The sequence below is a fragment of the Sandarakinorhabdus rubra genome (genome assembly GCF_010994245.1).
Classification (GTDB): domain Bacteria; phylum Pseudomonadota; class Alphaproteobacteria; order Sphingomonadales; family Sphingomonadaceae; genus Sandarakinorhabdus; species Sandarakinorhabdus rubra.
This window is the reverse complement of the sequence record NZ_WMHO01000059.1, coordinates 1-12,849: the sequence shown is the minus strand read 5'-3', so window position 1 is coordinate 12,849 and position 12,849 is coordinate 1. Positions and strand designations below refer to the sequence as shown.

12 protein-coding genes and 1 pseudogene are annotated in these 12,849 nt (G+C 66.8%); 5 read left to right on the top strand and 8 right to left on the bottom strand.

The genetic code is table 11. The annotated features are described in order from the left end of the window. The 4 genes and pseudogenes from GJV64_RS05520 to GJV64_RS05505 form a co-directional block, all read right to left on the bottom strand. Nucleotides 1-274: pseudogene (locus GJV64_RS05520) on the bottom strand (diaminopimelate epimerase); the annotation flags it as partial. Nucleotides 275-285: 11 nt separating this feature from the next. Then, entirely contained in the window at nucleotides 286-1,113 is an 828-nt protein-coding gene (locus GJV64_RS05515) for a PhzF family phenazine biosynthesis protein (protein ID WP_205599537.1), read from the bottom strand. Further along, nucleotides 1,113-1,700: a pyridoxamine 5'-phosphate oxidase gene (gene pdxH / locus GJV64_RS05510; protein WP_164156277.1), complete on the bottom strand. Its 588-nt coding sequence runs from the start codon at nucleotides 1,698-1,700 to the stop codon at nucleotides 1,113-1,115. Before pdxH ends, GJV64_RS05515 begins: the two co-directional genes overlap by 1 nt. Before the next feature lie 43 nt (nucleotides 1,701-1,743). After that, nucleotides 1,744-2,058 carry a TraR/DksA family transcriptional regulator gene (locus GJV64_RS05505; RefSeq protein ID WP_164156276.1) on the bottom strand — a complete coding sequence of 105 codons (315 nt, stop codon included), beginning with the start codon at nucleotides 2,056-2,058 and terminating at the stop codon, nucleotides 1,744-1,746. 150 nt (nucleotides 2,059-2,208) lie between these two features. On the opposite strand from GJV64_RS05505, the gene GJV64_RS05500 reads away from it, so the two are divergent. The 4 genes from GJV64_RS05500 (at nucleotide 2,209) to GJV64_RS05485 (ending at nucleotide 5,988) form a co-directional block, all read left to right on the top strand. Next, complete coding sequence (locus tag GJV64_RS05500) at nucleotides 2,209-3,081, top strand: MipA/OmpV family protein (RefSeq protein WP_164156275.1); 873 nt, start codon at nucleotides 2,209-2,211, stop codon at nucleotides 3,079-3,081. 47 nt (nucleotides 3,082-3,128) lie between these two features. After that, complete coding sequence (locus GJV64_RS05495; protein WP_164156274.1) at nucleotides 3,129-4,004, top strand: helix-turn-helix domain-containing protein; 876 nt, start codon at nucleotides 3,129-3,131, stop codon at nucleotides 4,002-4,004. A gap of 116 nt (nucleotides 4,005-4,120) precedes the next feature. Then, nucleotides 4,121-5,056 carry a tetratricopeptide repeat protein gene (locus GJV64_RS05490; RefSeq protein ID WP_164156273.1) on the top strand — a complete coding sequence of 312 codons (936 nt, stop codon included), beginning with the start codon at nucleotides 4,121-4,123 and terminating at the stop codon, nucleotides 5,054-5,056. Then, nucleotides 4,981-5,988: a hypothetical protein gene (locus GJV64_RS05485; RefSeq protein WP_164156272.1), complete on the top strand. Its 1,008-nt coding sequence runs from the start codon at nucleotides 4,981-4,983 to the stop codon at nucleotides 5,986-5,988. Before GJV64_RS05490 ends, GJV64_RS05485 begins: the two co-directional genes overlap by 76 nt. A 101-nt stretch (nucleotides 5,989-6,089) precedes the next feature. Here GJV64_RS05485 and uvrA read toward each other — a convergent pair whose 3' ends face one another. From uvrA to GJV64_RS05465, 4 genes are all read right to left on the bottom strand, one after another. Then, nucleotides 6,090-8,990, bottom strand: a complete 2,901-nt coding sequence (uvrA, locus tag GJV64_RS05480; RefSeq protein ID WP_164156271.1) for an excinuclease ABC subunit UvrA — start codon at nucleotides 8,988-8,990, stop codon at nucleotides 6,090-6,092. A gap of 425 nt (nucleotides 8,991-9,415) precedes the next feature. Then, nucleotides 9,416-9,826 carry a hypothetical protein gene (locus GJV64_RS05475; protein WP_164156270.1) on the bottom strand — a complete coding sequence of 137 codons (411 nt, stop codon included), beginning with the start codon at nucleotides 9,824-9,826 and terminating at the stop codon, nucleotides 9,416-9,418. Nucleotides 9,827-9,888: 62 nt separating this feature from the next. After that, nucleotides 9,889-10,248: a hypothetical protein gene (locus tag GJV64_RS05470; RefSeq protein WP_164156269.1), complete on the bottom strand. Its 360-nt coding sequence runs from the start codon at nucleotides 10,246-10,248 to the stop codon at nucleotides 9,889-9,891. A 102-nt stretch (nucleotides 10,249-10,350) separates the two neighbouring features. Further along, nucleotides 10,351-11,154, bottom strand: a complete 804-nt coding sequence (locus tag GJV64_RS05465; RefSeq protein WP_164156268.1) for a response regulator transcription factor — start codon at nucleotides 11,152-11,154, stop codon at nucleotides 10,351-10,353. A 298-nt stretch (nucleotides 11,155-11,452) separates the two neighbouring features. Here GJV64_RS05465 and GJV64_RS05460 point away from each other — a divergent pair. Then, the coding region (locus GJV64_RS05460) for an acyl-CoA carboxylase subunit beta (RefSeq protein WP_235927614.1) at nucleotides 11,453-12,849 on the top strand (1,397 nt) is incomplete at its 3' end.

Sequence of the window (12,849 nt, the reverse complement as noted above, 5' to 3'; positions counted from 1 at the left end):
CGATGCGCAGCGCCCCGCCCAGCAGGGCCGCCGCCGCGCGGCTGCCGTTGCCGCAGGCCGCCACCTCGCCGCCGTCGCTGTTCCAGAAGCGCAGCTTCACATCGGCCACCGTGCTGGGTTCGATCAGGACGAGTTGGTCAAAACCGATCCCGGTGTGGCGGTCGGCCAGCCGCTTCACCTGCACCGGGTTCAGCCGCACGGGCAGCGCACGCGCGTCGAGCACCAGGAAGTCATTGCCCAGCCCGTGCATCTTGGTGAAGTTGTGCAGCGCCATCACCGCGGGCGTTAGCCGCTGAGCGCGGTATCCGGCAAGTCATACTCGCCGCGCATCGTTATGCGGGCCTGGCCGCGCAGGATCACCGCATCGCCCACGAGCTCACACTCCAGCCAGCCACCGCGCCGGCTTGCCTGGTGGGCGGTGAAGCGGTTGCGCCCCAGCAGCCGCGCCCACAGCGGCGTGATCACGGCATGGGCGCTGCCGGTCACCGGGTCTTCGCCGATGCCGCAGGCCGGCACGAACACGCGGGAGAGAATATCGCTCTGCTCGCCCGGCGCGGTGGCAATCAGCATCAGGTCCACGCCCGGCGCCAGCGCCATGATGGCCGCCATGTCGGGAGTGAGGCCACGCACCTCGTCGGGCGAATCGAACAGCGCCACCAGATAGTCATTGCCGCGCGCCCACAGGTCTGACGGGCGAGCACCCAACGCCGCCGCCACGGCCGACACATCGGGCACCCGCCGTTCGGCCGGCCTCGCCGGCAGCCGCAGGGCATAGGCGCCATTCTCGCGCGCCACCACCAGTGTGCCGGCCTGCCGGGTGATGAAGCGCACCTCCGCCAGATCGGGCAGGGCATCGAGCACGACATGGCCGCTGGCCAGCGTGGCATGGCCGCAGAATCCGTCTTCCATGGCCGGGGTGAACCAGCGCAGCTGGAAATCGGCCTCGGCGCCATCATGGGGCACCAGATAGGCGGTTTCCGACAGGTTGTTGTCGGTCGCGATGCCCTGCAGCACGGCATCGGGCAGCCAGCGCGACAGCATCACCACCGCCGCCGGGTTGCCGGTGAAGGGCCCGGCGCCGAACGCATCGACCTGAACGAGCGGCAGGCGCATCAGGGATACACGAGGCCGAGCCGCCAGCCGTCGCCGTCGCGGGCATAAACTTCGCGGCTGTGCCAACGGGCCTCGTGCGCCTGCCAGAACTCGATGCGCGACGGCGTCACCCGCCAGCCGCTCCAGCGTGGCGGGCGCGGCACCTCGCCGGGGAAGCGGGCGGCGATTTCGGCGATGCGCGCCTCGAAAGTGGCGCGATCGGGCAACGGCTGGCTCTGCAGGCTGGCCCAGGCGCCCAGCTGGGAAGCGCGCGGGCGGGTGGCGAAATAGGCATCGGCCTCGGCGTCGGCCACCAGCGCGGCGCGGCCGCCGATGCGCACCTGGCGCTGCAGCGATTTCCAGTGGAAGTTCAGATGCACCTGGCCATTGCCGGCAATCTCGCGGCCCTTCTGGCTGTCGAGATTGGTGTAGAACACGAAGCCGCGTTCATCCCACGCCTTCAGCAGCACGACCCGCAGCGACGGCGCGCCATCGGCGCCCACGGTTGCCACGGCCATGGCATTGGGGTCATTGGGTTCGCCGGCTTCGGCCGCGGTCAGCCATTCGCCGAAGCGGGTGAACGGGGCAGGGTGGGGCAGCAGGCTCATGGCGAGGCGGTTAGCCTGCGCTTGCCCGGCTGTCACCCCGCCATCATGCCGCGCAGCGGATGCAGCGGGTGGCGGTGGGCAGGGCGGCCAGCCGCGCCGGTGCGATGTCACCGCCGCAGGCCGTGCACACGCCATATTCGCCCTTTTCAATGCGGGCCAGCGCGGCGAGAATCTGCTCGGCCTCGTGGATATTCTGCACCTCCAGCCCTTCGTTGGTGGCCAGTTCCTCCAGGTCATTGGCCTGATCGGCGAACTTGGCCGACAGCGGCTGGATGGTGGCCTGTTCCAGGCGGGCGATCTCGGCCTGCACCTCGGCAAGCCGGGCGCGCAGCGTGGCGGCGATCTCGTCGATGTTCATGCCCGTCGTCCTTTCCGGCTGCAGGTATCGCCACTGTGGGCGCCTGCCGCGCCGCTTCCCATCGTGGCGATTGCGTAGGCCGTGCCCCACATTGCAGCGGCGTAATAATCCGGCTATGGCGCCCGCACCCCCATCCTGCCGGAGACTGTCATGCGTTTCCCGTTGTTTCTGCCTGCCCTGTCCATCATCGCTGCCCCCGTCCTGGCCCAGCAGGGCCCGGCGCCGGGCGTGCCCACCAGCATCGAAGCGGCACGCCAGCAACGCCCGCCCGCACAGCCCGAATGGGTGATGACGATCGGCGTTGCGCCCATCTACGCCCCGGTGTGGCAGGGCAGTCGCGATCAGGGCCTGTCGATCTTCCCGGACGTGCGCCTCAACTACAAGGACACGCTGTTCCTCTCCATCCCCGATGGCCTGGGCTGGAACATGGTGAACCGCGACGGCTGGAAGCTCGGCCCGCTCGCGAAGATCCGCTTCCGCCGCCAGGAAGACACCGGCGGCTCGCCCTTCCTGATCTCCGGCGGCTCCACGGCGCTGCAGGGTATGGGCGATGTCGGCTTTGCCGGCGAGTTCGGCGGCTTTGCGCAGAAGAGCTTTGCCAAGGGCAGGCTGCGCGCCCGCGCCGAGCTGCGGCAGGGTACCGGCGGCCATGATGGCCTGATTGCCGATACCAATCTCAGCTGGAACGACCGCAAGCGCGACGCCAGCCTGTTGTGGAGCGCCGGCGTGCGCGCCACCTGGGCCAGCGGCAGCTTCACCAACGCCTATTTCGGCGTGAACGCCAGCCAGGCCGCCGCCACCGGCCTGCCGCAGTTCACCACGGGCAGCGGCCTAGTCAGCGCCGGGGTCAACGCCAGCCTGATCAAGCCGCTCGGTCGCTTCGGCAAGAATGGCGGCATCACCCTGTTCACCAGCTATGACCGGCTGGGCGATGTGGTGGCCAGCAGCAGCCTGATCCGCCAGCGCGGCCAGCGCGATCAGTTCGCCGTCGGGCTGGCCTATGGCTTCCGCTTCGGCCTGTGACGGCTGAGAGGGTCGCACCGCCCGATTTGCTCTGCTAGAGCAACTGCATGGATTCGCGTCGAGATTTCGATCCCATTGCGCCGATGGACAAGCGCGGCCGCGTCAATCTGCCGGTCTTCAACGCCTATGCCGAACAGCTGCGCCTTCATCCGCGCTTTGCCGAGGCGCGGACACGCTTTTGCCACGACGTGCCGGTCCGCTGGATGGAAACGCCGCTCAAGCGCTGGCTGATCGCCGACACCGGCGGTCTGGCGGTGGCGCTGTGCATCACCGGCATGCACCGGCTGTTCCCGGAACAGGGCGCCCAACTTCAGATGATCATCCGCACGCTCACTGCCGCCGGCGTCGCCAGCGCGGCGCGGGTGCGGGCGCTGGTGGACCAGCTCGCCCATCGCGGCGGCATCAGCATCGAGCCCAGCCCGGTGGACCGCCGCGCCCGCCGCCTGGTGCCCACCGAACTGATGGTGGAATCGCACCGCACATGGCTGGAATCGGTGCTGCCGGCGGTGAACATGGTCTTCACCCTGCCGCCGATTCCTGACGATCTCGCTGCGCGGCGCGAGCTCGCCTGCCGCTATGTCACCTCGATCATCATGCGCCAGTCGATGGACGGCTTCACCATCTATGATGGCTTTCCCGAAATGGCCGCCTTCATGGAACGCCGCCAGGGCTATCTCCTGATGCTCGATCTCGCGGCCCCCGGCAGCCTTGTGGTGCCGCTCAATCGCAGCAATGCCGCCCACCGCTATGGGGTCTCCCCCCAGCATGTCTCTGCCCTGCTGGGCCACGCGGAAGACGCCGGCTGGCTCACCCGCACCCCGGCCGGCGTGACCCTCGCACCCGACTTCGCCGAGCGCCTCGACATCTGGGTGGCCCGCGAACTTGCCATCGTGGGGCTGTGGCTGGAGCAGAAGCTGAAATAGGGGAAGGGCATTGCGGCCCGGATCAAGATTGCCGCACCACCAAGGGTGAACCGCAATGCGGCTGGTTCGGCAGGGTGTGCAATGATATTCTTTGGCCAATGTTCAGGGAGGATGGCATGCGGATCCTGATACCCGCTCTTGCGCTTGGCCTGTTGGCCGCTCCGGCCTATGCGGCCGGCGGCGGTGGCGGGGGTGGAATGTCGTCGGCGCCCAGTAGCAGCGGCCCGCAATATGATGCCGTGGCCGAATATCTGAAGGGCGTGTCCGCGCTCCAGGCCAAGGATTTCAAGGCCGCCAAGACCGCCTTCGATCACGCGCTGACGGTGTCGCCGCGGGATGCCAACACGCTGTATCTGGCCGGCGTGGCCCGCACGGGGCTGGGCGATCTGAAGGGCGCACGCAAGTTTTACGCCCGTGCCACGAAGCTCGATGCCAAGATGATCGTTGCCTGGCGCGATCTTGGCGTCACCGACGGCCAACTGGGCGAAAAGGTGAAGGCCCAGGAAACGCTGACCGCCATCCAGGCGCAGCGCAGCGCCTGTGCTGAAACCTGCCCGCAGGCGGCAGCCCTGAAGGAAGCCGATGAAGCTGTGGCCGCAGCGCTTTCCGGCGTGCCGGCCGGTGCAGCGGCGCCCACGGCAGGTGCGGAATCGGGGGCACTGCTGTTCGCGTCCAGCGACTTTGGCGACAGCCAGTATCTGGCCGCTGTCGCGCTGATCAACGATCGCAAATACGGCGAGGCGATCGAAGCGCTGAAATCGGCCCAGCGGGCCTTTGGCGCCCATCCCGATATCCTGACCTATCTGGGCTTTGCCAACCGCAAGCTGGGCCGTTTCGATATTGCCGAAGCCTATTACAAGGCCGCGCTTGCGGCAGCGCCGGGGCACCGCGGCGCCACGGAGTATTTCGGTGAGTTGATGGTCGAGCGGCGCGACATGGCCGGCGCGCGGCGGATGCTGGCCAGGCTTGACGCGCAGTGCCGTTTTGGCTGCACCGAAGCGGAGGAGCTGCGCGCTTGGATCAGCGTCGGACATTCACCACATTCGTCGTAACGCTGGTTTCGCTGTTCGCGGCTGGCATCGCCGGGGCCGCGAGCCTGCCATCGCCGCCCCTGCGCGAATTGCGCTGGCTAGATCCCGGCTTGCCGCGTGGGGAGGTGGTGCGGGCCCTGACGACCGAGCCGGCCGAATGCCTGGTGGCACCAGTGGATGCGGCGCAGCAGGCAAGGATCGCCATCGGGCGAGCGGTTTTTCGATCGCCGCTGCTGCTTGGCGGACAGGCGGCGCGGGCCGGCATTTCGTGCGCATCATGCCACCGCGCCGGTCGCGGCAATCCGCACTTTGTGTTTCCCGGTGTGTCGGGTGCACCCGGCACTGCTGATGTCACGAGCTCGCTGTTCAGCAGCAAGCGCGGCGACGGCATCTTCAATCCAAGGCCGATCCCCGATCTGGCGGTCAATCCGGCGACCGTCGATCGCAATCCGGCAAAGACCGATCTGAGCCGCTTCATCCATGGCCAGATCGTCGAGGAGTTCGACGGCCTGGAACCGCCTGCCGCCGTCCTCGCTGGACTTGCTGCCTATGTAGGCGCCCTGGGCGGACGATGCGGGGGCGATGTGGCGCGGACGGCAGTGGCTGAAGCGGGGGACGCCAAAGCAGCGGTTCTGGCGGCGCGGCAGCTTCTGGCAACCCGTGACCAGCCTGCGGCGCATCTGCTGCTGGCGGCGGCGCGGTCGGCACTGGGCCGGCTTGATGAACGTTATGCCAGCGTTTCCGGAATAGGTCGCCGTTTGGCGGCACGCGATGGCGAATTGCGGCAGGTGCAGGCGTTGGCGACGACTGATCCAGCCTCCGCCATCGGGGCGCTCGATGGCTGGAAGCGGCGGTTCGACAAGGATAGCGAGGCGATGGTCGCATCCCAGGATCGCTCGCTTTATTCGGCCCGGATGCTCGAAGCGGCACTGTCGACAACGCGATCTCGCTGAAGCTGCACCATGTCCAGTCTTGCACCAGCTGCCTCGGCCTTTGGACAGCCGGCGGACTGGCCATCGTGGGCCCGTGGCTGGAGCTGAAGTAGGGGGAGGGCCTAACCCTTCGCCTTGCGCGCCTTCTTCACCGGGGCAATCTCCGCACGTGGTGCCGCCTCGAGCAGCGGCGCCAGATATTTGCCCGTCCAGCTTGCCGCGCAGGCTGCCACGTCCTCGGGCGTGCCGACCACCACCACCTCGCCACCCTTGTCGCCGCCGTCCGGCCCCAGGTCGATGATCCAGTCGGCGGTCTTGATGACGTCGAGATTGTGCTCGATGACGACGACGCTGTTGCCCTGTTCGACAAGGGCGTGCAGCACTTCCAGCAGCTTGCGCACATCCTCGAAATGCAGGCCGGTGGTCGGCTCGTCGAGAATGTAGAGCGTGTTGCCGGTGGCCCGGCGGGCCAGTTCCTTGGCCAGCTTCACGCGCTGCGCCTCGCCGCCGGAGAGGGTGGTGGCCTGCTGGCCGATCTTGACATAGCCCAGCCCCACCTCGGCCAGCATGGCCAGCTTCTCGCGGATCGGCGGGACGGCCTTGAAGAACTCCACCCCGTCCTCGATCGTCATGTCGAGCACGTCGGCGATGGACTTGCCCTTGAACTTCACCTCCAGCGTTTCGCGGTTGTATCGGGCGCCGTGGCAGACATCGCAGGTGACATAGACATCGGGCAGGAAGTGCATCTCGATCTTGATGAGGCCATCGCCCGTGCAGGCCTCGCAGCGCCCGCCCTTCACGTTGAAGCTGAAGCGGCCGGGCTTGTAGCCGCGGGCGAGCGACTCCAGCAGGCCGGCGAACCAGTCACGTATGTTGGTGAAGCAGCCGGTGTAGGTGGCGGGGTTGGAGCGCGGCGTGCGGCCGATGGGGGACTGGTCGATGTCGATCACCTTGTCGAGGTGATGGAGGCCATCGAGGCCATCATGGGGCGCCGCCAGCACACGGGCGCCGTTCAGTTCGCGCGCTGCCGCGTTGAACAGCGTGTCGATGGTGAAGGTGGACTTGCCGCTGCCCGAAACGCCGGTGATGCAGGTGAAGGTGCCGAGCGGCACCGAGGCGGTGACGCCTTTCAGATTGTTGCCGCGGGCGTTCTTCACCGTGAGCTTCTTGCCCGTGCCCTTGCGGCGCACGGCCGGCACCGGGATGGCGCGGCGACCCGACAGATAGTCGCCGGTGATGCTGCCGGGTGTGGCGAGGATCTCGGCCAGCGTGCCCGATGCCACCACGGTGCCGCCATGCACGCCGGCGCCCGGCCCCATGTCGACGATATGATCGGCGAGGCGGATGGCGTCCTCGTCATGCTCCACCACCAGCACCGTGTTGCCAAGATCGCGCAACCGCTTGAGGGTGAGTAGCAGCCGGTCGTTGTCGCGCTGGTGCAGGCCGATCGATGGTTCATCGAGCACATAGAGCACGCCCGACAGGCCAGAGCCGATCTGGGAGGCAAGGCGGATGCGCTGGGATTCACCGCCCGACAGCGTGCCAGACTTGCGGTCAAGGTTGAGATAATCGAGGCCCACGTTGTCGAGGAAACCGAGGCGCTCGATAATCTCCTTAAGGATGCGGTCGCCGATGGCGCGCTGCTTGGGGGTGAGCTGGTCGGCGACGCCGCGTGCCCAGCGCAGCGCCTCGCCCACCGGGCGGCGCGCGGCCTGGGCAATGGTCTCGCCCGCCACCTTCACGCTCAAGGCCTCGGGCCGCAGCCGGTCGCCGTGGCACACCTCGCAGGGGGAGGGGGACTGGTAACGCTCCAACTCCTCGCGCATCCAGGCGCTTTCGGTGTTCAGCCTTTTCTCGAGATTGCGGACGACGCCTTCGAACGGCTTCGATACCTCATAGGCCTTGCGGCCATCCTCGAAGCGCAGCGCCACCGCCTTGCCGCCGGTGCCGAACAGGATTGCATGGCGCTGATCCTCGCGGAGATCGGCCCAGCGCGTCTTCAGCGTGAAGCCGTAGGCGCGGCCCAGGCTGGCCAGCACCTGCAGATAATAGGGCGAGGGCGGGTTTGACTTGGCCCATGGCGCCACCGCGCCCTTCTCCAGCGTCAGCGCGTGATTGGGGACGATCAGCTCGGGATCGAAATGCAGCTTCTCACCGAGGCCGTCACAGGCCGGGCAGGCACCCTGCGGCGCGTTGAAGCTGAACAGCCGCGGCTCGATCTCGGAGATGGTGAAGCCGGAAACCGGGCAGGCGAACTTCTCCGAGAAGAGGATGCGGCGCTCATGCTCCGGCGCATCGGCCGGGGCATCGGCCAGTTCGGCGATGGCCAGCCCCTCAGCCAGCTTGAGCGCGGTCTCGAAGCTTTCGGCGAGGCGGGATTCGAGGCCGGCCTTCACGGCCAACCGGTCCACCACCACGTCGATGTCGTGCTTGTATTTCTTGTCGAGCGCCGGCGCCTCCTCGATGGCGTGGAACTGGCCATCGATCTTCACGCGGGTGAAGCCGTCCTTCTGCAGTTGGACCAGTTCCTTGCGATACTCGCCCTTGCGCCCGCGCACGATGGGCGCCAGCAGATAGAGGCGCGTGCCCTCGGGGAGCGCCATCACCCGGTCCACCATCTGGCTCACCGTCTGCGCGGTGATCGGCAAGCCGGTGGCCGGGCTGTAGGGCACACCCACCCGCGCCCACAGCAGGCGAAGATAATCATAGATCTCGGTGACGGTGGCGACCGTGGAGCGCGGGTTCTTCGACGTCGTCTTCTGCTCGATGCTGATCGCCGGGGACAAGCCCTCGATATGATCGACATCTGGCTTCGACATCATCTCCAGGAACTGGCGCGCATAGGCCGACAGTGATTCGACATAGCGACGCTGGCCTTCGGCATAGATGGTGTCGAAGGCGAGGGAGGATTTGCCGGACCCGGACAGGCCGGTGATGACGGTGAGGGCGTTCTTCGGCAGGTCGACATCGACCCCCTTCAGATTGTGCTCGCGCGCGCCGCGCACCTCGATGCGGTTCAGCATGACCGGTTCAGCATGGCAGGCGGCAAGCTCCCCTGGTGGCGCAGCCGCACACAACGGCCGGACGAACGCCGTTAGGCCCGGGCAGCGACCATGACAAGCGCAGCCGTGCCGCAGGCAGCGGACACGGCAAGGACCGGCGAAGGGTCTCTGTCAGGCGGACACAAAAACACGCACCGGAGCGCGGCATGCACGCACCAGCCCGGCCTTGCGCCAAGCGCCAATGATTACCCGAACCGAGCGGGTGGACGTGCCGTCCTGACCAGTGCCATCGCCCGTCTGTGGGGTTAACGGGGGCGATGACGGATGTTGCAGCCGGACATGGGGTTAACGCCGGTGGCAACGGGGTCTTCTGGGTCAGGTCAGTCTGGCACGTCCTGTCCGCATACTTCTATCAGGGGCTGATAGAATTCTTCGGGTTCAACGATTTACAGCCCGAGCAGCCGACGGGTCCGGCCCTCCAGCCAAGTGCCGGCGACCAAGGCCGCCATCACCGCGTAGGACCAGAAGATCAGCCCAACGGCATAGGCCCAGGCAAAATCCCCCTGTTCAGCAAAGCTCGCCATGTGGACGACCGTGCCAACAAACTGGAACGCGGCAGCATACATCGGCCAGAAGCGGTCAGACCGCAGCGCCAGCACGACCAACCCCGCCAGCACCATCATGTCCACGCCCAGCACACCGACTTCGGTGCTGGCATAGAAATGCTGGTTGGCAAGGGTGGAGGCCAGTGTGGCCACCGCAAATCCGAACGCGGCAAGCTGTTCGTCGCGACCGCCCCAGCGCCAGGCCATCACGCAGGCCATGACCAGGAACAAAATACCGAGGATCGCAAACATCCCTACCCCCTTTCACACAACCGTGCGAACCCCGCTCCCGAAGGAGCGGGGCCCAGCAAGGCTCAGGCCGCCACGGTGAGGTGGCGCGGTTCCGGGGCAGTGGTGTCCAGCGCGCCACGGGTGCGCGGCTTGGTCAGGTCGTTGAACATCACCTGGCCCAGGCCAATCTGATCCTGCGCATCGCGCAGGGCCTGGTGGGTTTCGATGATGCGAGCACGGGCCTGGATCAGCTGCTGGCAGGTTTCCACGGCACCCATGAGGGCGTCCTGACCAATGCAAGCGGCGAGATGCGCGTCCTGGCGGGCCATCGGCATGACCGCGGTGAGCTGCGCGACGGCAGCAACGGCGGCATCAATGGCGGACTCGGCGGCAAACAGTTGCTCGGCAACCCGGTTCGCCGCGAGACGACGTTCTTTCAGCATGGCTCAATCCTTTTTTGGCTCAAAAAAGACTGGCAGCTGATACGCGCAGCCAGTTGGGATGGACGCCCTTTCCGGACGCCAAAGCAACTGGTTCCGGAAGGTCTATATCAAGGTCTTGAGCGCAGCCAAGGCAGCGAGGACGCTGCCGAAGGTGAGCGCTGACCCAAACGCGATGAACATCATCCAACCGAGACGATGACCCACCGGCAGATCATTACGCCTGCCCCAGGGTCGCGTGTTCAGGAATGGCCGGGCATCAACGCCAGGGTCGGGGGCTGCAATGCCCGGCCAGTCCGTTGCAAGCGTTGCCGCTGAAGCAACATTGCCTGCTGATGCAACGGGCTGGGCGAGGGAGCCGCCGGCTGGATCAGCGACCAGCTTGTTCTGGTTCTGGTGCAGCGTCCTAGCGAGGGATCCATGTTCAAGCTGTTTGGGGTCGCTGGAACGGATGGAGGCTGCACCAGCCCCTTCCGAAGCCGGTGACCCCATTTTCGCCAGATCAGCCTCACCGGCAATCTCCGGTGCTTGGTATATCAGGGGCTGATAGCCATCGGCGGCGATATCAGCGGCCGGACGGGCGAAATCCCCAACAATTCCAGTAGCAAGCTCTTCCGCCATCAGGGCCCGCGCCGCTTCGATGCGGCTGGTCACCTCAAGCTTGCGGATGGCCTGGCGCAGCCGCATATCAACGGTGTGCGGCGAAACGCCGAGCTGGCGGGCAATGTCCTTGGAGGTCATGTGCTGATAGACCAGACGCAGGCAATCACGCTCCGCGTCGGTCAACAGCATCACGCGCTGGTCGCGCTGGCCTTCATGAGATGACTGTTTTACCACGCTATAACGGTTCGTTGCGGCGCGCGAAAAGTCAAGCGCGCAACCATCGCCGAACCCGTTCTTTTCCAGCATACGACCTGTAAGCATTGCCGCGACCCCATGCGACTTCGTTAACCCAGTCGCCCTTATCCCTCTTTCACGATGGTCATACAAGGCCAAACCAGGGTTTTTCGCGTGGCGGGATGCCACAACATGGCCTTTTGTTCGCTCGATGTTCGCGAATTAATCTAAGCTAACGAAAAATAACGCAGTTTTTTGACTTTCGGGGGCCTTCGAGCGAATCACCCGGCCGCCGAGTCGGCCCCGCCAAAGCCGGGGGCTTTCGCTCCTTCGGCAGCCCTGTCACGATGGTGACTTATCAACGATTGAGATGGGGCTGGACAGGCTGATGGGCTGGGAAACCGAGATCGAGGAACTGGAGCGCCGGCGCCTTGCCGCGCAGGCAATGGGAGGACCGGACAAGCTTGCCCGCCAGCGCGAGCATGGAAAGCTTAACGCCCGCGAACGGATCGCGGCGCTGGTCGATCCCGGGAGTTTCCACGAGATCGGCGCACTCGCCGGCTTTGCCACCCGTGACGCGGCCGGAGAGATCACCGCCTTCCAGCCGGCCAACTTCCTGTTCGGCCATGCCAGCATCAATGGCCGGCCGGTGGTTGCCACCGCCGATGATTTCACCGTGCGCGGCGGCGCCGCCGATGCCAGCCTGCACCGCAAGCTCATCGCTGCCGAACAGCTGGCCAGTGAATATCGCCTGCCGCTGATCCGCATGATCGAAGGCACCGGCGGCGGTGGCAGCGTCCGCACGCTGGAACAGTCGGGCTACACCTATATCCCCGAGATCCCGGGCTGGGAGCTGATGACCGCCAACCTGAGCCAGGTGCCGGTGGTGGCGCTGGGGCTGGGGCCGGTGGCGGGGCTGGGCGCTGGCCGCATGGTGATGGCGCATTACAGCCTCCTGGTCGATGGCCTCGCCCAGATGTTCGTCGCCGGGCCGCCGGTGGTTGCCGCCGCCGGTGAGCAGCGCACCAAGGAGGAGCTGGGCGGTGCCGCCATCCACGCCGGCAATGGCGCGGTGGACGACCGGGTGGCCAACGAGGCCGAAGCCATGCTGCGCACGCGCTGGTTCCTCTCCTACCTGCCATCCTCGGTGGACGAGCTGCCGGCGCGCGCGGCGTGCAACGATCCGCCAGCCCGCGCCGAGGACTGGCTCATCGGCGCCGTGCCGCGCGATCCGCGCCGCCTTTACCCGGTGCGCCCGATCGTCGAGGCCATCGTGGACTTGGGGTCCTGGTTCGAGATCGGGCGGGAATGGGGCACCGGCGTCGTCACCGGCCTCGCGCGGCTTGATGGCTGGCCGGTGGCGGTCATCGCCTCCAACCCCGAAAGCCTGGGCGGCCTGTGGACGGCAGCCACCGCCCGCAAGGTCGAACGCATGGTGGACCTGGCCGATACCTTCCACCTGCCACTGATACAGCTGGTCGACAATCCCGGCTTCCTGATCGGCCGCCGCGCCGAGGACGAGGCGACAATCCGCTGGGGTTCCAGGGCCTTGGCAGCCATATATCAATCATCGGTACCCTGGGCCTGCGTGATCATGCGCAAGGCCTATGGCATGGCCGGCAGCGGCCACGCACCCGCCGATCGTTTCCGCTGGCGCCTCGCCTGGCCGTCTGGCGACTGGGGCAGCCTGCCGATCGCCGGCGGTCTGGAGGCGGCCTACCGCGCCGAGCTGGAGGCCGCGCCCGACCCGGCGGCGCGTCTTGCCGA

Bases quoted from the DNA above. Each gene is read 5' to 3' on its own strand.
- GJV64_RS05515 (WP_205599537.1), bottom strand. From the start codon at position 1,113: ATGCGCCTGCCGCTCGTTCAGGTCGATGCGTTCGGCGCCGGGCCCTTC.
- uvrA (WP_164156271.1), bottom strand. From the start codon at position 8,990: ATGCTGAACCGCATCGAGGTGCGCGGCGCGCGCGAGCACAATCTGAAG.
- GJV64_RS05470 (WP_164156269.1), bottom strand. From the start codon at position 10,248: ATGCTGAAAGAACGTCGTCTCGCGGCGAACCGGGTTGCCGAGCAACTG.
- GJV64_RS05500 (WP_164156275.1), top strand. From the start codon at position 2,209: ATGCGTTTCCCGTTGTTTCTGCCTGCCCTGTCCATCATCGCTGCCCCC.
- GJV64_RS05490 (WP_164156273.1), top strand. From the start codon at position 4,121: ATGCGGATCCTGATACCCGCTCTTGCGCTTGGCCTGTTGGCCGCTCCG.
- GJV64_RS05465 (WP_164156268.1), bottom strand. From the start codon at position 11,154: ATGCTGGAAAAGAACGGGTTCGGCGATGGTTGCGCGCTTGACTTTTCG.
- pdxH (WP_164156277.1), bottom strand. From the start codon at position 1,700: ATGAGCCTGCTGCCCCACCCTGCCCCGTTCACCCGCTTCGGCGAATGG.
- GJV64_RS05475 (WP_164156270.1), bottom strand. From the start codon at position 9,826: ATGTTTGCGATCCTCGGTATTTTGTTCCTGGTCATGGCCTGCGTGATG.
- GJV64_RS05495 (WP_164156274.1), top strand. From the start codon at position 3,129: ATGGATTCGCGTCGAGATTTCGATCCCATTGCGCCGATGGACAAGCGC.
- GJV64_RS05505 (WP_164156276.1), bottom strand. From the start codon at position 2,058: ATGAACATCGACGAGATCGCCGCCACGCTGCGCGCCCGGCTTGCCGAG.